The sequence below is a fragment of the Streptomyces sp. NPDC051180 genome (assembly GCF_040689545.1).
Classification (GTDB): domain Bacteria; phylum Actinomycetota; class Actinomycetes; order Streptomycetales; family Streptomycetaceae; genus Streptomyces.
On sequence record NZ_JBFBBC010000001.1, the window covers coordinates 388,984 to 415,031 of the forward strand.

A 26,048-nucleotide genomic window follows, 5' to 3' on the forward strand; every position below is an offset into this window, starting at 1 on the left:
CGCTCACTCCCCGGCGTCGACCACGACGGGGCCGCCCGACGGGTCGACCCCCTCGGTCCAGCGGCCGTCGAGCCGCACCGAACGCCACGGGGCCACCGCTCCGCGCAGCCGCTCGGAGCGGAGCACCGCCCCGTCCTGGCGGACGGTCAGGACCGGCCGCACGAGCCCGCGCTCCGGCCGTACGAGGAGGGGGACGGCCCCCGCTCCGAGGAGCCCCGGCGCCACCCACCGCAGGGACCCCGCCGCCGCCACCGGCACCCCGCCGGCCGGCCAGGGCGCGCCGGCGAGCCGGGCCAGGACCGCGCCGGCCACCGCGCGCCCCTCGGCGGCGGCCCGCAGGGCGGGCTCCCCGCCGTGCAGCAGGTTGCCGACGGCGAACACCCCCTCCCCGGCGGTCCGGAACGCCGCATCGGTCACCGGGCCCCGTGTCCCCGCCGCGAGCGGCAGACCGCGGGACCTGACCAGCTCGTGGTCGGGGATCCAGTCGCCGGTGAACACCACGGTGTCGCAGCGCAGCAGGCCCGTCCGGCCGTCCGCTCCCCGGACCGCGATCCCGGTCGGCCGACCGCGGCCGAACAGCTCCGTGACGACCGTGCCGGTGAGCACGGGCACGGTCGCTCCCGCCAGCGGCGCCGCCCCGGGCAGTTCGGTGACGACCGCCGCCACCGCCACGCCCGCCTCCCGCAGCGTCCGGACGGCGGCGCGGGCCACCGGGCCGCCGCCGACGACCACCGCGCGCCGTCCCGGGAGCGCCCGCCGCGCCCCGAACCGCGCCACCGTCCGCTGGAGTTCCCCGGTGGTCAGCACGCCGGCGGGCCGCGTCCCCGGTACGAGCCGGGCGCTGCGCGGCCGTTCGCGGGCACCGGTCGCCAGGACGACCGCCCGGGCCCTGATCCGCTCCGGCCCGGTCGGCGCGGTGACCTCCAGGGTCAGCGGCCCCGCCCAGCCGGTGGCCGAGACGCCGGTGCGGACGGCGGCGCCGGCCCGCAGGGCCGCGCGCACCGCGCGCCGGGCGTACGCCGGTCCGTCCAGCGCCCGCCCCCGCGGGTCCGCGCCGAAGCCGGGCCGGGCGCAGTGCAGCGGGACCCCGCCGGCGCTCGCCTCCCGTTCCAGGACCTCCACCCGTCCGACGCCGGCCGCCGCGACGCCGGCCGCCGCGGCGAGCCCGGCGGGGCCCGCGCCCACCACGAGCACGTCGACCGTCCGGATCACCGGTTCCCCTTCCCGTACTCCTCGCTCATGGCCCGCAGTTCGGCGCCGCAGAAGTGGCCCTGGCAGCGGCCGGCGCGGGCCCGTGTCCTGCGCCGCAGCCCGTCCGGCCCCGCCGGGGGGATCGTGGAGGCGAAGGCGTCCCGCACCTCGCCGCGGGTCACCCGCTCGCAGTGGCAGACGATCGCGCCGAACGCGGGATCGGCGGCGATGCGTGCGGCGTCGCGGTAGGGCCGGGGGAACGCCTCGCCGAGGTTCGGCATGCGGACCGGGGCGAGGGGCCGTTCGGGGCCCGGGTGGAGTCCGCAGTCGGCGAGGAGGCCGAGGACGTGGTCGGCGATGGCCAGGGACGCGGTGAGCCCGGTGGAGCGGATCCCGCCCACCGTCACGTACCGCAGCCCGGGATGCGCGGCGATCCGGTAGTCCTCCTGCCCGGTGGCGGCCCGCAGTCCCGCGTAGACGGCCGTCACCTCCTCGTCGAGCAGCGCCGGCAGAATCCTGCCGCCCTGCTCGCGCAGCCCGGCCAGTCCCTCGGCGGTGGTGCCGGTGGCGGTCTTGTCGTCCAGGTCCTCGGCGGTGGGCCCGAGCATCACGTTGCCGTACACGGTCGGCGAGACGAGCACGCCCTTGCCGAGCGGTCCGGGGACGGGGAGCAGTATGTGGCGGACCAGGTCGCGGGCGAACTTGTCGAAGACGAGCAGCTGTCCCCTGCGCGGGGTGACGGTGAAGTCGTCGCGGCCGACCAGCGCGTCGAAGCCGTCGGCGTGGAGGCCGCAGGCGTTGACGAGGTACCGGGTCCGCAGGATCCCGCGCGGGGTGACGAGCCGGTGGTGCGGATCGCCCCGACCCACGCTCTCCACCCGGCAGCCCAGGTGCAGGTCCGCGCCGGAGCGGACCGCCTGCGTGGCGTACGCCAGGGTCGTCGTCCACGGGCAGACGACGGACTCGCCGGGCACTTCGAGTGCTGCGAGCGCCCCCGGCCCCAAGTGGGGCTCTCGCGCGCCCAGTTCCGCGGCGGTCAGGATGCGGGTCGTCCGGTGGCCGTTGCGCCCGGCCTTCGCCGCGAGCCGGGGGAGGGCGGCGCGCTGCTCCTCGTCCCAGGCGACGAGAAGGGCGCCGAGCGGCTCCACGGGGATGCCGGCCTCCCGCGCGTACGCGCCGAGCAGCCGGTGGCCCGTGCGGACGAGCCCCGCCTCCAGGGTGCCGGGGGTGGCGTCGAAACCGGTGTGCAGGATCGCGGTGTTGGCCTTCGAGGTGCCGTCGCCGACGTCGTCCGCCGCCTCCACCAGGGCGATCCGCAGCGGATGCCGGGCGAGCGCGCGGGCGATCGCCGAGCCGACCACCCCCGCGCCGACGACCACCACGTCGTACGCGGAGTCCGCGCCGGACGGCAGCGGACCTCTCCGCGTGACGCTCATCCGGCGGCCCCCGCCCCGTCCGCGTCGCCGGCCCGCTCGACCAGGGCCGCCACCTCGGCGCGGAACCGGGCGAGCCGCGCGGCCGCCTCGTCGCCCGTGATCCGCGGCTCGTATACGGCCGAGGGCTTCCACCCCGGCACGGCCTCGCGGAGGGAGAGGCCCGGATCGTGGCCCAGCGCGGCCGCGGCGCCCACCCCGAGGGCGGTGGCGTCCGGCGACGCGGAGACCTCGACGGGGAGCTGGAGCAGGTCGGCCTGGGTCTGCATCAGCAGGGCGGACCGGGTCAGGCCCCCGTCGACGCGCAGGGCGGACGCCGAGGCGCCCCGCTCCGTCGCGGCGGCCGCGGCCAGCTCCACGACCTGGGCGGCGATCCCCTCGCAGAGCGCCCTGACGAGCTGGCCGGGTCCGGTGTCCAGGCCGAGCCCGGTGAGCGAACCGCGCACGTCGCCCCGCCACCAGGGTGCGGCGAGCCCCGCGAAGGCGGGCACGAAGGTCACCCCGCCGCTGTCCGGTACGGCCCCGCCGACGGAGTCGAGCTGCTCGGCGCCGGCGATCACCCCGAGGTCGGTGAGCCAGCGGACGGCCGAGGCGACCGTGTACACCTGGCCGTCGAGGCAGTGGGTCACCCGTCCGCCCAGCCGCCAGGCGACGCAGCTCACCAGACCGGAGACGGTGCGCCGCGGCTCGGTGCCGGTCTGCGCGAGGAGGAAGGCCCCGGTCCCGTAGGTGCACTTGACGGCGGACGGGTCGTCGGCGCTCTGTGCCAGCAGGGCCGCCTGCTGGTCGACCAGGAGGCCGGTGAGCGGCAGCGGCGGGCCGAACGCGGTCGTGGTGCCGACGGGGGTGTCGCCGTCCACCACCCGGGGCAGTCGCTCGCCGCCGAGTCCGTACAGGTCGAGGGCGGTCTCCGACCAGGAGACCGTGTCCAGGTCGAGGAGGCCGGTCCGTCCGGCGGTCGACGCGTCGGTGACGAACGCGCCCGTCAGCCGGTGCACGAGCCAGGAGTCGCTCGTGGTGACGACGCCCGCGCCGGTGGAGTGGCGGCGGATCCAGGCCATCTTGGGCGCCGCGAAGTAGGGGTCCACGGGAAGGCCCGTCAGACGGCGCAGCCGCTCGGCGTGCGGGTCGAGACCGGCGCAGACGTCGGCGGCCCTGCGGTCCTGCCACACGAGGGCGTCGGTGAGCGGCTCGCCGCTCCGCGGGTCCCAGGCGAGCACCGTCTCGCCCTGGTTGGCCAGGCCCACCGCCCCGACCGGCGTGCCCGCCTCGGCGAGGGCCGCCCGCCCGGCGGCGACGACGGAGTCGTACAGCTCACGCGGGTCGACCTCCACGAGACCGCCCGGCAGGTAGCGGGGCCGGACGGGCGCCGTGCCGCTGCCGATGACGCCGCGCTCGGGACAGAGGACGAGGGCCTTGGTGCCCGAGGTCCCCTGGTCGACGGCGAGTACCGGGCCGCCTGTCATCGTGCTGCTCCCGTCCCTGGACCGGACGGTGATCATCCGATCACCGAAAGGGGTCAGGGTGCCGCCGGGGCGGGCCCGCGTCAAGCCCCGCCGGACGATCCCGTCAGGTCCGCCCACATAACTGACGGGCAGTCAAATTTGGTCGTTGGCCTGATAGTTACCGTCACAAAAGAAAGTGGACCGGTCGCATCCATCGCCCTCTATAGTGATCGCCGATCAACGGCCGGTGACACCCGCCGGGGGACAGGCCACCCTCTCCATCCACCGAGGACCCATGTCGACCACAGCTTGGCCCGCCCCCTGATGGCCGCACACGGCTTCCGGCCCGTCTACCACCCCGCGGGCCACGACCACGCCCTGCGCAACGCCGTCCAGGACTTACGCACCGGCCGCTGGGTGGCCATGGCCCGGCTGCTCGACGAGACGACGGGCTGGGACGGCTGGACCCGCCGCACCCAGGTCCTCGCCGCCGTCGCCGCCGGCACCGACGTCGTCCACACCTGGCGGACCGAGCAGCCCGACAGCCCCGCCGCCGCGGTCATGCACAGCCGCGTCACCGTCGAACGCGCCGTCCGCGCCCACCGGGCCGGACACGCCCGCACCCGGGAGCTCTGGCAGGAGGCGTGGACCGCCTGCCGGGACGCCTCCGAGCGGTCCCCCGCCGACCCCGTGCCCTGGGTGGGCCTCATCGCCCTCGCGGCCCTCGACGAGCGCCAGCGCATGGCCGAGCACCGGCTCAGCCCGCCCGCCCCCATGCTGCCCCCGGGGCCCTGGGGCCTGCTCGCCGAGGCCGAGAAGCGCGATCCGTACAACCGCGAAGCGCACCACCGCATGCTCCAGTTCGTCTACGCCCGCCGCTCCGGACCGCTCTCCGAGGCCGTCAACTACTCCCACTGGGCCGCCTCCGCCGCCCCCGTCGGCTCGGCTCTCCACGCGCTGCCGCTCTACGTGCGCGTCGAGCGCTACCGCCGCGAACGCGGTCACGAGCGCGCCCTCGACCTCCACTGGGTCGCCGAGGACGCCGTGCGCGACGCCCGGCGCGCGCTCGACGACTGGTTCCTCTTCTGCGCCACCGACGAAGCCTCGCTGCTCGACCTCAACCACCTCGCGCACGCCCTCTTCGGCGCCCTCCGCTTCCCCGACGCGGCCCGGGTCTTCGAGGCCCTCGGCCCGTACTACACCACGCTGCCCTGGGCCTACCGCACCGCGCGCCCGGACGACCGCGCCCTCGCCGAAGAGGTGTTCCTGCGGGCCCGCGCCCGCTGTCTCGGCGACTGAGGCCCCGGCTCCACCGAACGCCCCCGCTCCGTCCCCCCCCGTCCCCCGGAGGTACCCATGTCCCGCACCGAAGCCCCCAGCGACGCGATACGCAAGCCACCACCGGCCCAGGACGAGGAGGCGCGGCTGAGAGAGCTCGGCTACCAGCCCGTCCTCGCCCGCCGCATGGGCGGCTTCGGCAACTTCGCCATCAGCTTCTCGGTCATCTCCGTCCTCTCGGGCTGCATGACCCTCTACGGCTTCGGCCTGGGCACCGGCGGCCCGGCCGTCATGCTCTGGGGCTGGGCCGGTGTCGGACTCTTCGTCCTCTGCGTGGGCCTCGCCCTCGCCGAGGTGACCAGTGCCTACCCGACCTCCGGCGCCCTGTACTACATGGCGGACCGGCTCGGCGGGCGCCGCTGGGGCTGGTACACCGGCTGGCTGAATCTGCTCGGTCTCCTCGGAGCCATCGCCGGCATCGACTACGGCGCCGCGCTCTTCACCGGCGCCTTCCTCAACCTCCAGTGGGGCTTCACTCCCACCCCCGGCTCCACCTTCCTCATCTTCCTGGCGATCCTGCTGCTGCACGCCGTGCTCAACCTCTACGGCGTCCGCCTCGTCAGCGTCCTCAACTCGATCAGCGTCTGGTGGCACCTCGCCGGCGTGGCGGCCATCGTCGGCGCCCTCGCCTTCGTCCCCGACCGCCACCAGTCCGCCGGATTCGTCTTCACCGAGTTCGTCAACGACACCGGCTGGGCCAACCCGTTCTACGTCGCCGCCGTCGGCCTGCTCCTCGCGCAGTACACCTTCTCCGGCTACGACGCCTCGGCCCACCTGTCCGAGGAGACGTCCAACGCCTCCGTCACCGCCGCCAAGGGCATCGTGCGGGCCATCTGGGTCTCCTGGATCGCCGGCTTCGCCCTCCTCGCCGGACTGACCTTCGCCATCCAGGACTACGCCGCCACGCAGAACAGCGCCACCGGCGTCCCGCCCGCCCAGATCTTCCTGGACGCCCTCGGCTCCGGCGGCGCCACCGCGCTGCTGCTCGTCGTCATCGTCGCCCAGCTCTTCTGCGGCAACGCCGAGGTCGCCGCCGCCAGCCGCATGGTCTTCGCCTTCAGCCGCGACAACGCCCTGCCCGGCTCGGCGATCTGGCGCAAGGTCAGCGGCCGCACCCAGACCCCCGTCCCCGCGGTGTGGCTCGCCGTCGCCGTCGCCGCGGTCCTCGCCGTCCCCTCGCTCTACTCGGCGACCGCGTACGGCGCCGTCACCGCGATCAACGTCATCGGCATCACGCCCGCCTACGCCATCCCGATCTACCTGCGCCTGCGCGCCGGCGACCGGTTCGTCCCCGGTCCCTGGAGCCTGGGCCGCTGGAGCAAGCCGATCGGATGGACCGCCGTCGTCTGGGTCGCCGTGGTCACCGTCCTGTTCTGCCTGCCCCAGAAGTCCCCGGTCACCGTCGACACCATGAACTACGCCGTCATCGCGCTCGCCGTCGTCCTCGTCCTGGCCAGCGTGTGGTGGTACGTCGCCCGCCGGTCCTACGGCACGCCCACGACGTACGGAACGGCCCGTGAGGAGGCGGAGATCGCCGAGGGCATCGTCTGAGCGAGCAGGGCGCGGTGGGGGCGTCGGGCCGTGCGGCCGGACGCCCCCACCGTGACGTCAGGCGCTGAACTCGTAGGTCCAGGAGGCCGACTGGGCCGAGAAGTCGATGTCGGTGATCTCCAGGGCGTGCCCGTGCTGGTCGCTGACGACCCGGTGGACGAACAGCCGTGCCGCGCCGCCGGCCGTCGTCGTGGTGGGTCCCGGGGGCACGCCCACCGACTCGCGGTGGGTGATCCGCAGCCCGGCCTGGTGCATCCAGTGGTACAGGAGGCGGAGATCGGGCTGCCGGTGGCCGTCCCGGTCCCGCCGGTAGCGGGCGAGTTGGGGGATCTCGGTGAGTGCCGCCCGGGAGAACCAGGACACCGCGCGCTGGAGCGCCGACCCGTGCGGCCCGAGGATCACGTGCCGGTGCACGAGGGTCGGTTCGCCGGGGGCGAGCAGCAGCCGGGGTGTCAGCGGGGTGGGCGGCGGCTCCCAGGTCAGCGAGGCCCGCACCTGTGCCCCGGCCGCGCGCGGGCCCCCGGGGAAGGTGGGCCGACGGGCCGTGAGCGCGGGCGCGGCCGGGTCGGCGTCGGCCGCGTCACCCCCGCCGGCGGCGAACGTGCCCCGTCGGTCGGTGACCACCAGGCGCTCGTCGCGCAGGAGCTGGAGCGCGCTGCGTACCGTCTGCCGGTTGACGTGGTAGCGCTGGACCAGGGAACGTTCCGACGGGAGCCGGCTGCCGGGGGCGATGCGCCGGCCGGTGAGGTCCTCGCGCAGGGCGGCGGCGACCCGGAGATAGAGCGGCGCTTCCGCCGCAGCCTCGGAATCGGGCTCGGCCATGTTCAACCCTCTCTTCGCTCAGCGTGACCACATGGGTCGTGTGGGTGATCAATTCCTATCATTGGTCTAAACCATTTTGCTAGGGCGGCCCCGCAGAGTGGCCGAAAGGAGCACCGCGCCTTCTAATGAGGTTCCAGGTGAAGGAGACGAGGCCGCGGCGGCGGAGGAGGGCGGGTGAGGCCGGATGACGACACCGTCGGAACGCGCCGACCGGGGCCGGGCGGCCCGCAAGCGCGTCTCCCGCTCCTCGCACGGACGCTGGATACCGAGCTCCCAGCGCCCCGACCCGCTGGACGTCCTGGAGCGCCAGTCCGTGGACCGGCTCCCCGAACTCGCCCCCCTCCGCTACGGCAGGATGGCCGTCTCGCCCTTCGCGTTCCTGCGCGGCGCCGCGGCCGTGATGGCCGCCGACCTCGGCGCCCAGCCCCACACCGGACTCACCGTCCAGCTCTGCGGCGACGCCCACCTGCTCAACTTCGGGGTCTACGCCTCACCCGAACGGACGCTCCTGTTCGACGTGAACGACTTCGACGAGACCCTCCCCGGCCCCTTCGAGTGGGACGTCAAGAGGCTCGCCGCCAGCGTCACCGTCGCCGCCCTCCAGAACGGCAGCGCCAAGCCCAAGGCACACCGGGCCGCCCTCGTGACCGTCGAGGCGTACCGGACCGCCATGCGCCGCCTCGCCGCCCTCGGCGAGCTCCCCCTCTGGTACGAGCGGATCGCCGCGGACGACCTCCTGCCCCTGGTCCACCGGGACGAGCGCGCCCGCGTCGCCGGCCGTCTCGCCCGCGCCCGCCGCCGCACCAGCCTCCAGGCCCTCGGCAAGCTCACCGAGACGGACGCCTCCGGTGCCCGGCACTTCGCCGACGACCCGCCGCTCCTGGAACGGACCACGGACCTCGACCGCGTCACCCTCGGCAAGATCTTCAGCGACTACCGCAGCTCGCTCTCCGAGGAACGACGGATCCTGCTCGACCGGTTCCGCTTCGTCGACGCGGCCCGCAAGGTCGTCGGCGTCGGCAGCGTCGGCACCCGCTGCTTCGTCATCCTGCTCGAAGGCCGTGACGCCACCGACCCCCTCATCCTCCAGATCAAGGAGGCGGCCCACTCCGTCCTGGAGCCGTACCTCACCCCGTCCGCATACGCGCACCAGGGCCGCCGCGTCGTCTGCGGGCAGCGCCTCACCCAGGCCGCCAGCGACATCTTCCTCGGCTGGATGACCGGCCCCCAGGAACGCCACTTCTACTGGCGCCAGCTGCGCGACATGAAGGGCTCCGCCGAGGTGGAGACCATGTCCCCGGCCCGGCTGCGCGACTACGGGCGGCTCTGCGGCCGCGCCCTGGCCCGCGCCCACGCCCGCACCGGCGACCGGGTCGCCATCGCCGCCTACCTCGGCTCCACCGACGTCTTCGACCGCTCCGTCGCCGACTTCGCCCTCGCCTACGCGGGCCAGAACGCCGACGACTACGCGGCCCTCGGCGCGGCCATCGCCGCCGGCATGATCACGGCGGCCCCGGGCGTCTGAGCCGGCGACCTTGCCGCCGCGCACCCGCCGTGCACCGGAGGACGGCACCACACGCCCGTCCCCGGCCGGGGCGGACCGGAAGGGGCCCCAGGCCCCCTCGGTCCGCCCCGGCCGGCGGGACGCCCCGCTACGCGTCGCGCCGCAGCGGCGGCTCCGACGGCGTCTCGCGGACCGGCCCGAAGAGCACCGCCCGGGCGACCGCCGGCGCGAACAGGGCCGACAGCGGCTCCGTCAGCGTCAGGGCCGCGCGGAAGGGCGCCCCCACCACCGGGTCGCCCGCAGCCCGCTGCTGCACCCTGCTCATGTACCAGCCGACCGCCTTGTCCGCCGGTCCCGGGCGGGCCGCGTCGCCCACGGCGCCCGGCATCTTCTTGTCGGCGCCCGCCGAGATGTCCCATGCCTGCCGCGACGCGTCCAGCAGCGCCCGCTGCACCTGGCGGGTGGTCGCCGTGCGCTTCGGGTCGGCGAGCGCCCGGCGCAGCGCGACCGCGGTCAGCGCGGCGACCGCCATCCCCTGCCCGTAGATCGGGTTGAAGGCGCACAGCGCGTCGCCGGTGGCGAGGAAGCCGGCCGGGCGGCGTCCCGGACGGTCGTACCGGCGGCGGATGTTGGCCGTCCTGCGGAAGCCGTACACCGGCGACTCCGCCTCGGCCCGCGCCAGCCAGTCGCTGACCACCGGGTGCGGCAGCCGCTTCGCGTACTCCTCGAACGCGCCCTCGTCCGTGGGCGGTTCGTCACCGCGCAGCCCGGACAGCGTGACCAGGTGCCGGCCGTCGCCGAGCGGCAGCACCACACCGCCGTACACCTGCGTCGGGTTCGGCACGACGTAGTAGCCGATCGCGTCCGTGCCCGGCACCTCGGCCGGCGAGCGGTAGACCCGCGTGGCGTACGCGAGTCCCGTGTCCAGGGTCTCCTCGTGCGGCGCCTCGGCCCCGATGTCCGCCAGCCAGTCGGCCGCCTTCGTGGACCGCCCGGACGCGTCCACGACCAGATCGGCCTCCAGGACGCGCGGCTCCTTGTCGGTCCCCGCGCCGCGCTCCCGCAGCCGGACGCCCCGGACGCGCGAGGAGTCGCCCGTCAGCCCCACCGTCTCGGTGCCCTCGACCAGTTCGATCCGCGGGTCGGCCAGCACCCTCTGCCGCACCAGCCACTCCAACTGGGGACGCGGGCCGGTGTAGAAGTGCGCGGTCGCCGGCGTCCGGCGGAACCACTTGCCGTTCTGCCACTGCACCATGTCCTCGGGAACGCCCACCTTCGGCGCGCCGAGCTCCCGCAGCTCGTCCATGAACCCCGGCAGCAGCTCGTCGAGCGCCCGCTGCCCGCCCGCGATCAGCACGTGCAGATGCCGCCCCTGCGGCACACCCGGCCGGGGCTCAGGGCCCTCCGGGAACCGGTCGCGCTCGACGACCGTCACCTTCTCCGCGTGGTCGGCCAGCACCCGCGCGGCAAGCAGTCCAGCGAGACTTCCCCCGATGACCACCGCATGACGTGTCACGCGATGCCCCAAGTCGTCGGCCATACCCGCCCTTTCCTGTCGTGGAACTCCAACCCCCCAGTATCCACACCCCCGCGTCCGCCGTCGCCCCTGCCTCGCCCCCACCCGGCCCCCTTAGGGTGGTCCCCCTGGCATCCGAACGCGCGACCGGACGCACCGGCTTCCGGTAGCCGCCGGGAGACACCCGGCGGTCGTCACCCATGGAGTCGTATGGCACGCACCGCACATCACATCCCCCGCTCGCGCCGCCCGCTGCCGGACGACCGGCTCCGGGGCGACCCCTGGTGCTCCCTCCTCGTGAGGGACCTCAGGTACAGCGCCGCGTCTGCCGCCGAGGCCGCGCGGAATCGTTCCAGGCCCCAGCCCCAGTCCGTCCGCAGGGCCGTCGACCTCCACAGCTGGCCCCGCTTCCGGCAGGACCGGTCCGTCGCCCGCTGGGCCGCGGAGGAGGAGCGCAAGGCTCGGCAGCGGCTGCGGGCCCGGACGCGGACGCTGACGCGTCTGGTGAACGGCGTCGGGGTCGCGATCGCCCACACGGCGTCCTCCACCGTGGACGTGCCGCCGGCCCGGCACCGACGGTGCGCGCTCTGGTGGGCGTAGAAGCGTACGGCCGGGGGGTCTGCTCCCGGCCGTCGCCGCTCCTCACCCCTCGCCGAGTTCCTTCAGCGCGCCGGTCAGCCATTCCACCCAGAAGCGCTCCATGTCGATGCCGCCGCGCAGGACGAGGTGGCGGAGGCGGTCGGGTTCCGAGCGGCGTCGCTCGGACGGGAAGTCGCGGGACTCGATGGCGAGGTACTCGTCCAACTGCTCCTGGTGGAGGACGAGATGGCGGTGCAGTTCGGCGCGCAGCCCGGAGGCGCCGACGACCGCGGCGGCGCGCATGCGCAGGAGGAGGGCGGCCCGCATCGGCTTGGGGTCCTCGGTGCGGGCGACCCAGTCGCCCAGTTCGGTCCGGCCCGCTGCGAGGACCTCGTACTCCTTCTTCTGTCCCCGTGCGGGGACCGGGGCGGGCAGGGCGCGGATGTGCCCCGCCTGCTCCAGCTTCCCCAGCTCGCGGTAGATCTGCTGGTGCGTGGCCGACCAGAAGTAGCCGATCGACTTGTCGAAGCGGCGCGTCAGTTCGAGGCCGGAGGACGGCTTCTCGAGCAACGCGGTGAGGATCGCGTGCGGGAGGGACATGCTCGCATCCTAGGTTCGGTCGGCCACGGCGATCAGGGGGCCGTCGTCACAGGGTGGCGGCGAGCCGGGTGCCCTGGTCGATGGCGCGCTTCGCGTCCAGCTCGGCGGCCACGTCCGCGCCGCCGATGAGGTGCGGCGTGCGGCCGGCGGCCACCAGCTCCTCGTACAGGTCGCGGCGGGGCTCCTGGCCGGAGCAGAGCACGACCGTGTCGACGGGCAGGAGCTGCTGCTCGCCGTCGATCGTCAGGTGCAGGCCCTCGTCGTCGATGCGGTCGTAGGAGACGCCCGCGACCATGGTGACGCCGCGGTGCTTGAGCTCGGTGCGGTGGATCCATCCCGTCGTCTTGCCGAGGCCCGCGCCGACCTTGGAGCTCTTGCGCTGGAGCAGGTGGACCCGGCGCGGCGGCGCGTTGCGCTCGGGGGCGCGCAGTCCGCCGCGGTTCTCGTAGGAGGTGTCGACGCCCCACTGCCGGAAGTACGTCTCGGGGTCCTGGCTCGCGCCCTCGCCGCCGTCCGTGAGGAACTCCGCCACGTCGAAGCCGATGCCTCCCGCGCCGATGATCGCCACGCGCTCGCCGACGTGCGCGCCGTCGCGCAGCACGTCGAGGTAGCTGACCACGCTCGGGTGGTCGACGCCGGGGATGCCGGGCGTGCGGGGCGAGACGCCGGTGGCGACGACGACCTCGTCGAAGCCGTCCAGGTCGCCGGCGGCGACGGGGGTGCCGAGCCGCACCTCGACCCCGCGCTCGTCGAGCTGGACGCGGAAGTACCGCAGGGTCTCGTCGAACTCCTCCTTGCCCGGCACCCGCCTGGCGACGTTCAGCTGGCCGCCGATCTCGGCAGCGGCGTCGAAGAGCGTGACGGCGTGGCCGCGCTCGGCGGCGGACACGGCGCACGCGAGGCCGGCCGGGCCGGCGCCGACGACGGCGATCCGCTTGGCGAGGCGGGTGGGGGAGAGGACGAGCTCGGTCTCGTGGCAGGCGCGCGGGTTGACCAGGCAGGACGTGATCTTCAGGTTGAAGGTGTGGTCCAGGCACGCCTGGTTGCAGCCGATGCAGGTGTTGATGGTGTCGGCGCGGTCGGCAGCGGCCTTGGCGACGAAGGCGGGGTCGGCCAGGAACGGCCGGGCCAGCGAGACGAGGTCGGCGCGGCCGTCGGCGAGGATCTCCTCGGCGACCTCGGGCGTGTTGATCCGGTTGCTGGTGACGAGCGGCACGGACACCGCGCCCATCAGCTTCTTCGTCACCCAGGTGTACGCGCCGCGCGGCACGGAGGTGGCGATGGTCGGGATGCGGGCCTCGTGCCAGCCGATGCCGGTGTTGATGATGGTCGCGCCCGCGGCCTCGATCTCCTTGGCGAGCCGGACGACCTCCTCCAGGGTGGAGCCGCCGGGCACGAGGTCCAGCATGGACAGGCGGTAGACGAGGATGAACTCCGCGCCGACCCGCTCGCGGATCCGGCGGACGATCTCCAGCGGGAAGCGGACGCGGTTCTCGTAGGAACCGCCCCAGCGGTCGGTGCGCTGGTTGGTCGCGGCCGCGATGAACTCGTTGACGAGGTAGCCCTCGGAGCCCATGACCTCGACGCCGTCGTAGCCGGCCTCCTTGGCGAGCTCGGCGCAGCGGGCGTAGTCCTCCACGGTCTGCTCGACCTCGGCGTCGGTCAGCTCGTTCGGCACGAAGGGGCTGATCGGCGCCTTGATCGCACTGGGGCCGACCAGGCCGGGGTGGTAGGCGTACCGGCCGAAGTGCAGGATCTGCATCGCGATCCGGCCTCCCTCGGCGTGCACGGCGTCGGTGATCAGCCGGTGCTCGGCGACCTCCTCGTCCGTGGTCAGCTTGGCGCCGCCGTCCCACGGCCGGCCGGCCTCGTTGGGTGCGATGCCGCCGGTGACGATCAGGCCGGCGCCGCCGCGCGCCCGCTCGGCGTAGAACGCGGCCATGCGCTCGAAGCCGTGCTCGGTCTCCTCCAGGCCGACGTGCATCGACCCCATGATCACCCGGTTGGGCAGGGTCGTGAACCCCAGGTCGAGCGGGCTCAGCAGGTGCGGGTACGGGGTCATCGGGGCGCCTCCTCGCGCAGGATCGTCGCCCTCAGTTCTAGGGGACCCGTCCGCCTTATGCAACTAGTTGCAGAAGAATCGGGGAGTGATGTCTACTACTCGGTAACCTCAAGGATCACAGGCTCCCCGCACCCGCCCACGCGTCCAGGTCCTCGGGCGTGCGGGGCTCCGGCGCGTCCGGGTCGAGCAGACCGCGGGCCCGGAGCAGCCGCGCCACCGCGGTGGCCCAGGGGCGGCGGAGCCGGGCGTCGGCGAGGAGCTCGTCGTCCGCGAGGAGGTCGGCGACCGGTCCGGTCCGCAGCCCCGCGGGGGAGAGGACGGCGGCCTCGTCGGCCCAGCGCAGGGCGAGGTCCACGTCGTGGGTCGCCATGACCACGGTCGTGCCGCCCTCGCGCAGCCGCCCCAGGGCGTCGAGCAGCCGCTCCTGGCCGTGGGGGTCGAGGCCGGCCGTCGGCTCGTCCATGATCAGGACCCGCGGCCGCATCGCCACGGCGCCCGCGATCGCGGCCCGCTTGCGCTGCCCGTACGAGAGCAGGTGCGTCGGCCGGTCCTCGAGGGCCACGATGTCCAGCGCCTCCAGGGCCTCGCGCACCCGCAGCCGCACCTCGTCCTCCGGCAGCCCCAGGTTCGTCGGCCCGAAGGACACGTCCTGGCCCACGGAGGCGGCGAAGAGCTGGTCGTCCGGGTCCTGCACGACCAGCTGCACGGTGGTCCGCAGCCGGGTCAGCCCGCGGCGGTCGTACGCCACCGGCGCCCCGTCCAGGAGCAGCGCGCCCCTCCCGCACTTCAGGCCGCCGCTCAGCAGGCGCAGCAGCGTCGTCTTGCCGCTGCCGTTGCGGCCCAGGAGCGCGATCGCCCGTCCCTCCGCCACCGCGAAGTCCACGTCCTCCAGGACCGGGGGCCCGTCCTCGTAGGCGAATCCCGCCCTCACCAGCTCCACGACGGGAGCCGGGCCCTGAGGCGTCGTCGGGTGCGGAGGCGTCACGGAAGGAACCTTTCGAGTACGAGGGTGAGGGCGACGAGGCCCCCGAGCAGCAGAGCCGTCGCCGCGAGGAACCGGCGGGAGACGGCGCACGCGGGCACCAGCACCCGGAGCGTCCCGTCGTACCCCCGGCCGGCGAGCCCCGACTGCAGGCGCTGCGCCCGGTCGAAGGCCCTGACGAAAGTGGTCGCGCCGAGGCCCGCCAGCGAACGCCAGGTCGCGGCCCGGCTGGTGTGCCCCAGCCGGGCCGCCTGCGCCTGCCGGATCCTGGCCAGCGAGTCGAGCAGCAGGAAGATGATCCGGTACATCACCAGGGCCACGTCCACCACCGGCGCCGGCACCCCCGCCCGGACCAGCCGGGGGAGGACGTCGGACACCGGCGTCGTGAACGCGAACAGCAGCACCCCGAGCGAGGCCGACGAAGTACGCAGCAGCAGCTCGACCGCGTGCGCCGGGCCGTCCGGCGCGAGCGCCACCGGCCCCCGGGCCCCGCCCACCTCGAAGAGCAGCGGAACCGCGCCCGTGACACAGAAGCCGAGCGGCACGCGGAACGCCCGCCACAGCTGACGGCCCGCCACGCCGGCCGGACCGAGCAGCACCCCGAGCGTGGCCGCCGCCACGAGCACGGCGCCCGGCCACGGCGGCAGACACACCGCGCACAACGTCAGACCGAAGCCGAGCAGCGCCTTCTCGGCGGGATGGCGGGCACGCCAGCGGCTGCCGTGCGCCGCCGCGTCGATGGGCAGCATCGGCGGCTACGCGTCCCGGCCGGGGACGGGGGCGTCGGCTCCGGCGGCACCGTCCTTGCCCGTGTCGCCCGCGGAGCGCTTCTCGGCGGCCCGCTGCTCGCCGTCGCCCGCGGCCGACGCGGCCCGCGCAGCGCCCTGGCGACGGCCGCGACGCAGACCGAAGTAGTACGCCAGGACGCCGGCGCCCAGTGCGGCCTGGAGGGCGAACAGGGCAGACTCGATCTCCCCGGAAGGAGGTTCGTACAGGGGGCTGAACCAGGGCTCGTAGTCCGGGTGGAGCTCGGTGATCGCGGTCTCCGCCTCGGCGTCGGCCCCGGTGAAGGGCTCCTCCTTGTGGTCGCCGAGGCCCAGCACGAGCGGCAGCACCGCGAGCGCCGCGACGGCGAGGAGCAGAAGGGCGTTGATCCTGGTGTTCCGGCTGATCCTGCTCATCGTGCGGCCGCCTCCTCGTGGCGCTCGGCGGACCGCGGGGCGAGGACGCCGAGACGGGTCAGCTCGCCCTTGCTCGACTGGGTCAGCAACCGCATCACGAGCACGGTCAGCAGGCCCTCGCTCACCGCCAGCGGGATCTGCGTCACGGCGAAGATGCCGCCGAACTTGGCCAGCGCCCCCGCGATGCCGCTGCCCGGGTCGGGGAAGGCCAGCGCCAGCTGCACACTGGTCACGCAGTACGTCGAGAGGTCGGCGACGAACGCGCCGAAGAAGACGGCGACCATCAGCGGCGCACCGAACCGGCGCACCAGCCGGTAGGTCCCGTACCCCGCCCAGGGCCCGACGATCGCCATCGAGAACGCGTTGGCGCCGAGCGTGGTGAGGCCGCCGTGGGCGAGCAGCAGGGCCTGGAAGAGCAGGGTGATCGTCCCCAGGACCGCCATGATCGGCGGCCGGAACAGGATCGCGCCCAGGCCCGTGCCGGTCGGGTGGGAACAACTGCCCGTCACCGAAGGCAGCTTGAGCGCCGACAGGACGAACGTGAAGGCGCCGGAAGCGCCGAGCAGCAGGGTGGACTCGGGGTTCGCGCGCACCTCGCGGGTCAGGGAGCGCACCCCGTGGACGACGAACGGGGCGGCCGCGACGCCCCAGGCGGCGGCGTGCGCAGGGGGAAGGTACCCCTCGGCTATATGCATGGTCGGAAGACCCTCTCCAGCACCTCGTGGATGGACAACGCACCCTGGCCGGTCTCCTGGCTGACGGTCATGCCGTCCGACTCCGCCTTCCCACACCGCGGCGGTCTCCCGTCGCGGTCCAGTGGCTTCCCCGAGGGTGTTCCCCGCGGAGGTGGAGCCGGACCTCCCGATCACAGTGGCGAGGGCCGCACCGGTACTGCACCGGTTTCCCGTACACCAAGGCCCTGCGACATTAGTGCGTTGACCAGGTACATCACAACACGGTCGCCACCCGGTGCGGCCTCTCCGTCACTCCGCGCACCCGCCGCCGGAGGTCACTCCTTGCGGTAGGAGTACGCCTCCGAGGCCGCTGCCGCCACCGCGTCGAGGTCCCCGCCGGCGCTCGCCGTCACCAGCGCCGCCACCGCTCCCTCGACGAACGGCGCGTCCACCAGACGGGATTCCTCCGGGAGTTCGTCGCCCTCGGCGAGCAGCGCCTTCACGGTGAGCACGGCGCTCCCCAGATCGACCAGGAGCGCCACCCCCGCCCCGCGGTCCACGGCCTGCGCCGCCGCCGAGATCAGCTCCGCGCTCGTCCCCAGCCCGCCGTCCGGCAGGCCGCCCGCCGCAGCCAGCGGCGCGAGGTCCCCGCCGCCCGCGAGCCCCGCGGCCAGCTCGGCGACGGCCGCCGCGACCGCCGAGCTGTGCGAGACGAGCACGATACCCACGGGCGCGGCCCCGCCCCCCGCCGGGCTCACGACGCCTCCCCGGCGCCGTGCCCCTCCCCGACGCCCCGGTCCGCGGCGCTCGCGTTCCCGGACGCCGGGTTCCCGGCCGACAGGCCCTCGGCCGCCGCCGTCTCGGCGAGCGCGGCGAACAGCAGGGCCGACGACGTCGCCCCCGGATCCTGGTGCCCCGTCGAGCGTTCGCCGAGGTAGCTGGCCCGGCCCTTGCGCGCCCGCAGGGGTACGGTCGCCAGCGCGCCCTCGTCCGCGGCGGCGCGGGCCGCCGCGAACGAGGTCCGCAGGCCCTCCACCGCCGGAGTCAGCGCGTCCAGCATGGTCTTGTCGCCCACCTGGGCACCGCCCAACCGGGACACGGCGGCCACCCCGGAGTCCAGCGCCTCCGCCAGCCGCTCCCGGGTGACCCCCTCGTCCTCGCCCAGGGTCTTCCCGGCGCTCCGCAGCAGGGTTCCGTACAGCGGGCCCGACGCGCCGCCGACCGTGGAGATCAGCTGTCGCCCGGCGGCGGTGAGCACCGCGCCGGGCGTCGCCGGCGGCTCCTTCGCCAACAGGTCCGTGACCGCGGCGAAGCCGCGCCTGAGATTGGCGCCGTGGTCGGCGTCCCCGATCGCCGAGTCCAGCTCGGTGAGCCGGTCCGCCTCCCGGTCGACGGCCCCGGCGACCGCGTCCAGCCAGCGCACCAGGAACGCGGCGCCGAAGGTCTCCGTCATGCCCGCTCCCTCGTCCGTACCCACCGCCGCCTCACCGGCCCCAGCGCAGCGCGGCCGTCTCGACCGGCGCGTCCCACAGGCGGAGCAGCTCCTCGTCCACCTCGCACAGGGTCACCGAGCAGCCGGCCATGTCGAGGGAGGTCACGTAGTTCCCCACCAGCGTCCGCGCCACCGGCACGCCCCGCTCGGTGAGCACCCGCTGCACCTCCGCGTTGAAGCCGTACAGCTCCAGGAGCGGTGTCCCGCCCATCCCGTTGACCAGCGCGATCACCGGGCCGTCGGGGTTGAGGTCCTGGACGACCGCGTCCACGGCGAAGTCCGCGATCTCCCGCGAGGTCATCATCGCCCGCCGCTCCCGGCCCGGCTCGCCGTGGATGCCGACGCCCAACTCCAGTTCTCCGGCCGGGAGATCGAAGGTCGGTCTGCCCTTGGCGGGAGTGGTGCAGGCGCTCAGCGCCACGCCGAAGGACCGCGACCGCGCGTTGACCCGGCGTGCGATCGACTCCACCCGCTCCAGCGGGGCGCCCTCCTCGGCCGCCGCGCCCGCCATCTTCTCGACGAACAGCGTGGCCCCGGTCCCGCGCCGCCCCGCCGTGTACAGACTGTCCGTCACCGCCACGTCGTCGTCGACCAGAACCTTGGCGACCTGAATGCCCTCGTCCTCCGCGAGCTCCGCCGCCATCTCGAAGTTCAGCACGTCACCGGTGTAGTTCTTGACGACGAACAGGACCCCGGCACCGCTGTCCACCGCCGCAGCGGCCCTCACCATCTGGTCGGGGACCGGCGAGGTGAAGACCTCCCCGGGACACGCCGCCGCCAGCATCCCGGGCCCCACGAACCCCCCGTGCAACGGCTCGTGCCCCGACCCGCCCCCCGACACCAGCGCCACCTTCCCCGCCACCGGCGCGTCCCGCCGCACCACCACCCGCCGCTCCACGTCCACGGTCAGCTCGGGGTGCGCGGCTGCCATCCCCCGCAGCGCGTCGGCGACGACGGTCTCGGGAACGTTGATCAACATCCTCATGGGTACCTCCTGGTGAGACGGGCAGGGAAGCTGCTGGGCAGTGTCTTTGCAGGTCAGGGCAGGTGAGGCAAGTGATGGATCGTGGCGGTTCGAGGCGGCGAGAGGCTGTTCCGAGCGGTACTGACGCCGACTCGATGCCGACTTCCCTGGTACACCATCAGGTCAGGGAGCCGCGTCCGGCCTTTGCGAGTGCGCATCATGGCGTCATTATCGGCGCGAGATCGTGAGCGCGCACGGGTGCGTGGGGCACTCCTGGTCGTGGCTGAGCACGACCTCCCGTAACGGCCGCCGCCCGGGCAAGCGCATCGCGAATCAGCCACTCCAACGCCCTCTGACCCGATCCAACTTTCTGTATGCAGCACCCGTTCCGTAAGTTATTTGAGGGACCATCAACGGGGGAGACGCATGGCTTGGGACGAATGGGAGCAGATCAAGGCGGGCGCGGAAGCCGGGCCGTCCGCGTCGATGCGGCTGAACCAGGTCGCTCCGGCGGCGGGAGGCGGCGGTTCCGGCAAGCCGGACCTGGCCTCCAGCCCGGCCGCCAAGAAGGCGGCGGCGAAGGCGATCGACGACGACCTGGAGCCGGGGGTCACGAAGGACGGCAAGCACGCTGCCGAGACCACGAAGGACGCGGCCAGGGCGTTCGGGGCGAAGGACGGCCACGGCTGGGACACCTCCGGTGCGCTGAGGAGAGCCCACGAGACGTGGGAGAAGCAGGTCAAGATGCTGCTCGGGCGCCTGTCCTCGGAGAAGCAGGCCCTCAGTGCGACCGGCATCAGCGTGCAGAACAACGAACTCGACATCGCCGCCCGGCTGGCCCGCCAGTCGCGGATCCAGGGCATCTGACGGACCGGCTGACCGGTCTCAGGGGAGTCATGCCGACCTATCACGAAGCCATGAGCACCGACCTGTCCACGCTGACCGCCGCCGCGGGCACGTGGGAGGAGATGGCCGCCAAGTTCAAGACACTCGAGGACCAATACGAGAAGGACGTCCACGGCGTCTCGCTCGGCGAGTCCTGGATCGGACTGAGCGCGAACGCCGCCAATGCCAGGTTCACCGTCACGCTCAAGGAACTCCAAGGAGCGCAGAAGGAGGCGAAGGCGGTCGCACGCATCCTGCGTGACGCGCACACCCAGCTCACCGACCTCCGCAACCGGCTCAAGACGATCCGTGAGGACGCCGTCAAGGCCGGCATGCGCGTCTCCGACCAGGGCGCGGTCGCCTTCGACACGGAACGGCTCACCCAGACCGAGCGCACGGCCTACGTCCACGACCCCGACTTCCAGCAGACCGCCCGCACCCAGGCGAACGAGTGGGCCGAAAAGCTCGTCCAGGCGGTCAAGGCGGTCACCGACGCCGACGACGGCATCCGCCTCGCTCTCGACGCCGCCGTCCTTGACTCCGACCCCATGGACGGCACCTTCAACGGCTTCAACCGGAACCCCCAGGCCAGCCCCTACCCCTCCCTGGAGGAGGCCGGCAAGGCCGCCAACATGCCCAAGGACCGCAAGGACGTCCCCGCGTGGTGGCGCAGCCTCGACCCGGTCACCCGCGGCATCCTCCTCCAGGAACGTGGCGACGAACTGCGAGCGGCCGGAATAATGGACCCGCAGTACCAGTGGAAATCCGCCGACCCGGGCTCCGGCCCCTTCAACGTGGAAGACCCCACACCACGCGACGTGGAATTCCATGCCTTGGCCCTCGGCCTCGCTACGGTTGGCGACATCACCGGCGAAACCGGAGCATCTCGGAACATGCTGCACTACCTGCGTGGCACCGGCGAAACCCTAGACGTCGACGTGAATCGCATGCTGCACGACGACGCCAAATTCCGGTCCGACATCGAAGAGATCCATATCGCGCGAAACCAGGAAGAGTGGCGTAGGAAGGCGCTGGCAGAATTCGAGAAGGCCGGGGGTGACAAACCCGTCACCATTCCGGTGGAGAGCCATCAGTACGGCGGTACGTTCACCAAGGACACCGACTGGTACCACGCCCTGGGGTCGCACCAGCAGACCATCTCGGGCATGGTCACAGTCAGACCCGGCGAGGGCGGCAAGCCTGACGTGTCACTGGATTACCAGGTCAACGTGTGGGACCGATACAACTGGGACAAGGGCAAGCAGACGCCATTCGATGGCGGAATCGTCATCAAGGATGACGATATGGGTCACCTGCATACTGTCGGTATCGCCCAGGAGTTCGACATGCGCGGTAGCAGCTCGATGTTCACCCACAACTTGAACGGCGACGCGAGCCCTACAGTGAACCCTGCCGACCCTGGCCGATCGGGCGGCCGCGGGGACGTCTCGCGGGGCGACGAGGAGAACCGGTGAACAGGCGACACAAGACGCGCGGACGTCTCTTCGTCGCGCTGATCTCCGCGCTGGTTCTGACGTCCTGCTCGACCGGGGCCCCCGGCAGCGCTACGCGCGAGAGCTCTTATCCCTATTGGGAGAAGGGTGCCGGCGCCACCGAAGCGGCCGCGTTCATGAAGATTCAGATCCCCAAGGGCGCCACGGAAGTGAAGGGCGCCGTGCAGGTCAACCCACGCGAAGACGAGTACATCCTTTCCTTCCGTACGGGCAAGGCCACCGCAGCCCAGGTCGCCAAGGACCTGCACTCCGAAGAGCCGCTGGCGCCATGGGGCATCAAGTCGACACAAGAGTCCGAACTCTTCGGGCACCTTGGACTCGCAGAGCCGAAAGCGCTCAAAGATGCCCTCTGGGCGGGTGTCTGCCCGCCGTGTGTCAAGGACTACCGACGTCGCGGCGTAGCGTGGATGGAGATCTACATCGAGAACCTGGACTCCGAGCAAGCCCGGGTGTACCTCCGCGCTTTCTGACCGCGACCGGCCGATGGCTCTCCCGGGCCTGTCCGAGAAAGGTCGCCGTACCCTGGCGCGAAAGTACGGTTCAGGCATGCGGCTGACGGGTGAATCGCAGCGGCCGGCCGGGTTCGAGTGGAAGGGCGACGTCCTTCACGGGCGCCTCATCGCTGAGGACGGGGGCGACGCCCTGGAGGTGCTGATCGCCGATCCGGTGAGGGGAACGCGGAGGCCATTGGCCGCCGCGTTCCGCCCCACGACGTAGCGGGAGGACGGATGTCGTCCTGGGCGAAGGCGTTCGACACGTTCTGCCCGCTCGGGCCGCTGAGCGGTGTTCCCGCAGGTCGGCGCGGGGAGGTGGCTCGGACCGGTACCCGGCGTGGCGAGACGGCTCCCTCCTCCGGTGTCACACGCTCCGACTCTTACCGGAGAGGGCCGGGAGAACCCCGTGACCGAGCGGCTATGTCAGGACGGGAAGCGACACGAGGCCGCGGACGAGCCGGGTGCGCCGCCACTCCAGCCGCTCCGGGGGCACGGCGAGCCGGATCGCGGGGAAACGCGCCAGGACCGCCCGCAGGGCGATCTCCGCCTCGGCCCTGGCGAGGTGGGCGCCGAGGCAACGGTGGATGCCGTGGCCGAAGGCGAGGTGGGCGGCGGCCTCGCGGTCCAGGTCGAGCAGGTCCGGTTCCGGGAACCGCTCGGGGTCGCGGTTGGCCGCCCCGAGGGAGATCTGTACGGGGACGCCGGGAGGGAGCTCGACGCCGCCGAGCGTGACGGCCTGCGTGGTGAACCGGAAGGTGGCCGTGGCGACCGGGGGATCGAAGCGGAGCAGCTCGTCCAGGGCGCCGGGGATCGCGTCCGGATCCTTCCGGAGCCGGTCCAGCGCGGCCGGATGCCGGAGCAGGGCCAGGACGGCGTTGCCGAGGAAGTGCGTGGTGGTCTCGTGACCGGCCACGAGGAGCAGCGCGGCCAGGGAGACCAGCTCCTCCTCGCTCAGGTGCTGGTCCCCGTTCCGGTCCTCGTCGCAGGCAGGGACGAGCCGGTCGAGGAGGGAGTCCCCGGGGTGCCGGCGCTTGGCGGCGACGAGCTCCGCCAGGTAGCCCGCCAGTGCGTGCGAGGCCGTGTCGACGGCGTGCGGATCGCCCGCGGAGAACAACTCCGCGGACCAGCGGCGGACGTCGGGCCGACCGGTCTCCGGGACCCCGAGCAGCTCGCAGATCACGATGACCGGCAGCGGCACCGCGAGCCCGCGCACGACGTCGAACGGCCCGCCGCCGGTCCACCGGTCCAGCAGCTCGTCGGTGACGCGGGCGATGAAGGGGCGCAGCCTCGTGACGGCACCCGCCGTGAACGCCCCGGTCACCGACCGGCGCAACCGGGTGTGCCGGGGCGGATCGGTGGCCAGCATCGTGTGGGCGACCGCCGGGTGCAGCGTACGAGGCGACCCCTTCCCCGCGAAGAAGGCCGCCGTGTCCTTCGACAGGCGCCCGTCGGCGAGGGTCTCCCGGGCCTCCGCGTACCCGGTCACCAGATAGCCGGAGCGCCCGCCGGAGCCGGTCGGCACGGACCGCACGGGGCACCCTGAACGCAGGGCCGCGTAGGGGGAGTAGGGGTCCTGGGGGCAGGGGGAGTCCTGAGACATGGCTCCATTGTCGAGGCGGTCGCACGCGCGTCCCGCCGTCCACCGGCGGTCCGGCCCGAGCGGCCGCGGGGGATCGCCTCTCCGCCGACCGGGTATCTCGTATGAAGGAATCCCTCATGCGGGTGGACTGACGGGCCACGGGCCCGTCACGGGCCCCGACCGGCACCGCGACTCGCGATCATGCCCCAGTGATCAATTCCGCACCCTCACCCTCACCCTCACCAGAGCTCAACCGCCCGGCGCCGCGCCGCACTTCACGCCGCCGCACGGTGCTCGTCGCCGCACTGTGCCTGCTGCCGGCCGCCGTCGCCGCACCCGCGGGCCCGGCGAGCGCCGCGCCCGGCGCCCCCGGCGGTCACGCGGCCGCGTCGCGTCCGGTGCCGACCGCGGGCGAGGTGGTGGCCTCCGCCCGGCTCGCCGGAATCCGGGACGACCCGGCCGCGCTCCAGTCCTTCTTCCGGGCCCTGCCCAAGGGCGGCGAGCTGCACAACCACCTGTCCGGCGCGGTCACCACCGAGTACCTGATCCGGCTCGCCGCCGAGGACGGGCTGTGCGTCGACACGGCGACCCTGACGGCCGTCGTGCCGCCGTGCGGCCCGGGCACCCGGCCGGCCGCCGACGCGAACACCGACACCGTCTTCCGCGACGCCCTCGTGCGCGCCTGGTCGATGCAGGACTTCCCGCCCGGCGGCAACGGCCACGACCACTTCTTCGACACCTTCGGCAAGTTCGGCGAGGTGACCTGGCGCAACCGGGGCAAGCTGCTCGCCGAGTTCGCCGACACGGTCGTCCGGCAGAACCAGTTCTATCTGGAGACCATGGTCAGCCCGGCCTCCGAGAGCGCGAAGAACCTCGCGAACCAGGTCGGCTGGGACGCCGACCTGGCCCGGATGCACGCCCGGCTCGTCGCCGACGGCAAGCTCGACAAGGTCGTCGCCGAGGCCCGCAAGGAGGCCGATGACGGCGACGCCGAGTTCCGCACCGAGGCCCGGTGCGGCACCGGCGCGGCCCGCCCCGGCTGCGGGCTGACGGTCCGCTGGATCTCCCAGGTGAACCGCGGCAGCACCCACGAGCGGGTCTTCACCCAGATGGCGCTCGGCATGCGACTGGCCGAGGCCGACCCGCGGTTCGTCGCCGTCAACCTCGTGCAGCCCGAGGACTGGGACACCTCCCTGGCCAACTACCGCACCCAGATGCGGATGCTGAAGTACCTGCGCGGCGTCTACCCCAAGGCGCACCTGACCCTCCACGCGGGCGAGCTGTGGCCGGGCCTCGTCAAGCCCGAGGACCTCGCCTTCCACATCGGCGAGGCCGTGGACGTCGCCGGCGCCCAGCGCATCGGGCACGGCGTCGACCTCGTCCACGAGGACGACTGGCAGCGGGTGGCCGGCACCATGGCCGCGCGACGGATCGCCGTCGAGGTGCCCTTCACCAGCAACGCCCAGATCCTCGGCGTCAAGGGCGCCGACCACCCCTTCGAGACCTACCGCGCGCACGGCGTCCCGGTCGTCCTCGCCACCGATGACCCGGGCGTCTCCCGGATCGACGTCACCCACGAGTACCGCTACGCCGCCGAGACCTACGGGCTCGGCTACCGGGAGCTGAAGGACCTGGCCCGCGCTTCCCTGGAGTACGCCTTCCTTCCGGGCGCGAGCCTCTGGAGGGGCAACCCCACCCGCGACGGCTACCGGCCCGTCGCCGCCTGCCGTCACGACGAGCCCGGCGCGGGCCGTCTCCGTCCCGCCTGCCGCCGCCTCCTCGACGCCAGCCCCAAGGCCACCGTCGAATGGCGCCAGGAAGCCGCCTTCCGCGCCTTCGAACGCCGCCTCACCCTCGGCCGTACGGCCGGCTGACCGCGCCGTCCAGCCGTCTGCTCCGGGCGGGCGGCGGGCCCCCACGCGACGAACACCGCGGACGGCGCGTGGGGCCCGCTGTGCCGGCTCACCCTTCACGGCGAGAGCCACTCCTCCGCGCCGGGGCCGACAGGAGGAGTCAAGCAGGCTCCGACCTCCGAGGGCGATTGGATCGGGGCACAGGATCGTGGGGTTTCGGCCTGCCCCCATGCGGTGGATCATCCAAGAGGACATCATGGCGATACACCTCACATCTGCGAGGTCGGTGGGGGATGCGTACTCGCCGTTGCGCTCGGGTGGCTCTCCGGCGTCCTCCCCGTCGCACGGAGGCGCTCCCGTCGCGCTCGTGGAAGGTGCGAGGACTCCGC

Annotated in this window: 23 protein-coding genes and 1 riboswitch; of the genes, 8 read left to right on the forward strand and 15 right to left on the reverse strand. The window is 73.5% G+C overall.

Annotated elements, in window-relative coordinates; all coding sequences use genetic code 11:
• Positions 1–3: 3 nt before the first annotated feature.
• Genes AB0424_RS01725 through AB0424_RS01735 form a run of 3 tightly spaced genes read right to left on the reverse strand, consistent with a single transcriptional unit; the run spans position 4 to position 4,090 of the window.
• Positions 4–1,212, reverse strand: a complete 1,209-nt coding sequence (locus AB0424_RS01725; RefSeq protein WP_366301360.1) for an FAD-dependent oxidoreductase — start codon at positions 1,210–1,212, stop codon at positions 4–6.
• Positions 1,209–2,627, reverse strand: coding sequence for an FAD-dependent oxidoreductase (locus AB0424_RS01730; RefSeq protein ID WP_366301361.1), 1,419 nt, complete (start codon positions 2,625–2,627; stop codon positions 1,209–1,211). The genes AB0424_RS01725 and AB0424_RS01730 overlap by 4 nt, the downstream gene beginning before the upstream one ends.
• Positions 2,624–4,090: an FGGY family carbohydrate kinase gene (locus AB0424_RS01735; RefSeq protein ID WP_366301362.1), complete on the reverse strand. Its 1,467-nt coding sequence runs from the start codon at positions 4,088–4,090 to the stop codon at positions 2,624–2,626. Before AB0424_RS01735 ends, AB0424_RS01730 begins: the two co-directional genes overlap by 4 nt.
• Positions 4,091–4,393: 303 nt before the next feature.
• Here AB0424_RS01735 and AB0424_RS01740 point away from each other — a divergent pair, with 303 nt between their 5' ends.
• Positions 4,394–5,368, forward strand: a complete 975-nt coding sequence (locus AB0424_RS01740; protein WP_366301363.1) for a hypothetical protein — start codon at positions 4,394–4,396, stop codon at positions 5,366–5,368.
• A gap of 57 nt (positions 5,369–5,425) precedes the next feature.
• Positions 5,426–6,958 (forward strand): amino acid permease, encoded by a 1,533-nt coding sequence (locus AB0424_RS01745; protein WP_366301365.1) that lies wholly within the window; start codon positions 5,426–5,428, stop codon positions 6,956–6,958.
• Positions 6,959–7,015: 57 nt separating this feature from the next.
• On the opposite strand, the gene AB0424_RS01750 is transcribed toward AB0424_RS01745, so the two are convergent.
• Complete coding sequence (locus AB0424_RS01750) at positions 7,016–7,780, reverse strand: GntR family transcriptional regulator (RefSeq protein ID WP_366301366.1); 765 nt, start codon at positions 7,778–7,780, stop codon at positions 7,016–7,018.
• A gap of 184 nt (positions 7,781–7,964) precedes the next feature.
• On the opposite strand from AB0424_RS01750, the gene AB0424_RS01755 reads away from it, so the two are divergent.
• A complete protein-coding gene (locus AB0424_RS01755; RefSeq protein WP_366301368.1) occupies positions 7,965–9,305 on the forward strand; it encodes a DUF2252 domain-containing protein in 1,341 nt (446 codons plus the stop codon).
• A 127-nt stretch (positions 9,306–9,432) separates the two neighbouring features.
• Here AB0424_RS01755 and AB0424_RS01760 read toward each other — a convergent pair whose 3' ends face one another.
• On the reverse strand, positions 9,433–10,824 hold the full coding sequence (locus tag AB0424_RS01760) for an FAD-dependent monooxygenase (protein ID WP_366301370.1): 1,392 nt from the start codon (positions 10,822–10,824) through the stop codon (positions 9,433–9,435).
• Positions 10,825–11,010: 186 nt separating this feature from the next.
• On the opposite strand from AB0424_RS01760, the gene AB0424_RS01765 reads away from it, so the two are divergent.
• Positions 11,011–11,400 carry a hypothetical protein gene (locus AB0424_RS01765; RefSeq protein ID WP_366301371.1) on the forward strand — a complete coding sequence of 130 codons (390 nt, stop codon included), beginning with the start codon at positions 11,011–11,013 and terminating at the stop codon, positions 11,398–11,400.
• Between the two features lie 42 nt (positions 11,401–11,442).
• On the opposite strand, the gene AB0424_RS01770 is transcribed toward AB0424_RS01765, so the two are convergent.
• The 9 genes from AB0424_RS01770 to dhaK form a co-directional block, all read right to left on the reverse strand.
• Complete coding sequence (locus tag AB0424_RS01770; RefSeq protein ID WP_366301373.1) at positions 11,443–11,979, reverse strand: PadR family transcriptional regulator; 537 nt, start codon at positions 11,977–11,979, stop codon at positions 11,443–11,445.
• A 46-nt stretch (positions 11,980–12,025) separates the two neighbouring features.
• On the reverse strand, positions 12,026–14,041 hold the full coding sequence (locus AB0424_RS01775; RefSeq protein WP_366301375.1) for an NADPH-dependent 2,4-dienoyl-CoA reductase: 2,016 nt from the start codon (positions 14,039–14,041) through the stop codon (positions 12,026–12,028).
• Positions 14,042–14,156: 115 nt separating this feature from the next.
• On the reverse strand, positions 14,157–15,026 hold the full coding sequence (locus AB0424_RS01780) for an ATP-binding cassette domain-containing protein (RefSeq protein WP_366301376.1): 870 nt from the start codon (positions 15,024–15,026) through the stop codon (positions 14,157–14,159).
• Positions 15,023–15,772 (reverse strand): cobalt ECF transporter T component CbiQ, encoded by a 750-nt coding sequence (gene cbiQ, locus AB0424_RS01785; protein WP_366301377.1) that lies wholly within the window; start codon positions 15,770–15,772, stop codon positions 15,023–15,025. The genes AB0424_RS01780 and cbiQ overlap by 4 nt, the downstream gene beginning before the upstream one ends.
• 6 nt (positions 15,773–15,778) lie before the next feature.
• Positions 15,779–16,195, reverse strand: coding sequence for an energy-coupling factor ABC transporter substrate-binding protein (locus AB0424_RS01790; protein WP_366301853.1), 417 nt, complete (start codon positions 16,193–16,195; stop codon positions 15,779–15,781).
• Between the two features lie 5 nt (positions 16,196–16,200).
• Positions 16,201–16,899 carry an energy-coupling factor ABC transporter permease gene (locus AB0424_RS01795; RefSeq protein ID WP_366301379.1) on the reverse strand — a complete coding sequence of 233 codons (699 nt, stop codon included), beginning with the start codon at positions 16,897–16,899 and terminating at the stop codon, positions 16,201–16,203.
• 28 nt (positions 16,900–16,927) lie between these two features.
• Positions 16,928–17,163: riboswitch (cobalamin riboswitch) on the reverse strand.
• A gap of 50 nt (positions 17,164–17,213) precedes the next feature.
• Entirely contained in the window at positions 17,214–17,606 is a 393-nt protein-coding gene (locus AB0424_RS01800; RefSeq protein ID WP_366301380.1) for a PTS fructose transporter subunit IIA, read from the reverse strand.
• Positions 17,607–17,632: 26 nt separating this feature from the next.
• The gene (dhaL, locus tag AB0424_RS01805; protein ID WP_366301381.1) at positions 17,633–18,331 is read right to left on the reverse strand and encodes a dihydroxyacetone kinase subunit DhaL; all 699 of its coding nucleotides are present in this window, start codon (positions 18,329–18,331) and stop codon (positions 17,633–17,635) included.
• 31 nt (positions 18,332–18,362) lie between these two features.
• Positions 18,363–19,355 carry a dihydroxyacetone kinase subunit DhaK gene (gene dhaK / locus AB0424_RS01810; RefSeq protein ID WP_366301382.1) on the reverse strand — a complete coding sequence of 331 codons (993 nt, stop codon included), beginning with the start codon at positions 19,353–19,355 and terminating at the stop codon, positions 18,363–18,365.
• 405 nt (positions 19,356–19,760) lie between these two features.
• Between dhaK and AB0424_RS01815 the strand changes: the two genes are divergently transcribed.
• Genes AB0424_RS01815 through AB0424_RS01825 form a run of 3 tightly spaced genes read left to right on the forward strand, consistent with a single transcriptional unit; the run spans position 19,761 to position 22,203 of the window.
• Positions 19,761–20,201, forward strand: a complete 441-nt coding sequence (locus tag AB0424_RS01815; protein WP_366301384.1) for a hypothetical protein — start codon at positions 19,761–19,763, stop codon at positions 20,199–20,201.
• Positions 20,202–20,251: 50 nt separating this feature from the next.
• Positions 20,252–21,694: a hypothetical protein gene (locus AB0424_RS01820; RefSeq protein WP_366301386.1), complete on the forward strand. Its 1,443-nt coding sequence runs from the start codon at positions 20,252–20,254 to the stop codon at positions 21,692–21,694.
• The gene (locus AB0424_RS01825) at positions 21,691–22,203 is read left to right on the forward strand and encodes a hypothetical protein (protein ID WP_366301387.1); all 513 of its coding nucleotides are present in this window, start codon (positions 21,691–21,693) and stop codon (positions 22,201–22,203) included. Before AB0424_RS01820 ends, AB0424_RS01825 begins: the two co-directional genes overlap by 4 nt.
• A 442-nt stretch (positions 22,204–22,645) precedes the next feature.
• On the opposite strand, the gene AB0424_RS01830 is transcribed toward AB0424_RS01825, so the two are convergent.
• Positions 22,646–23,827, reverse strand: a complete 1,182-nt coding sequence (locus AB0424_RS01830; protein WP_366301388.1) for a cytochrome P450 — start codon at positions 23,825–23,827, stop codon at positions 22,646–22,648.
• A gap of 269 nt (positions 23,828–24,096) precedes the next feature.
• On the opposite strand from AB0424_RS01830, the gene AB0424_RS01835 reads away from it, so the two are divergent.
• Positions 24,097–25,680 (forward strand): adenosine deaminase, encoded by a 1,584-nt coding sequence (locus tag AB0424_RS01835; RefSeq protein WP_366301389.1) that lies wholly within the window; start codon positions 24,097–24,099, stop codon positions 25,678–25,680.
• Positions 25,681–26,048: the final 368 nt, after the last annotated feature.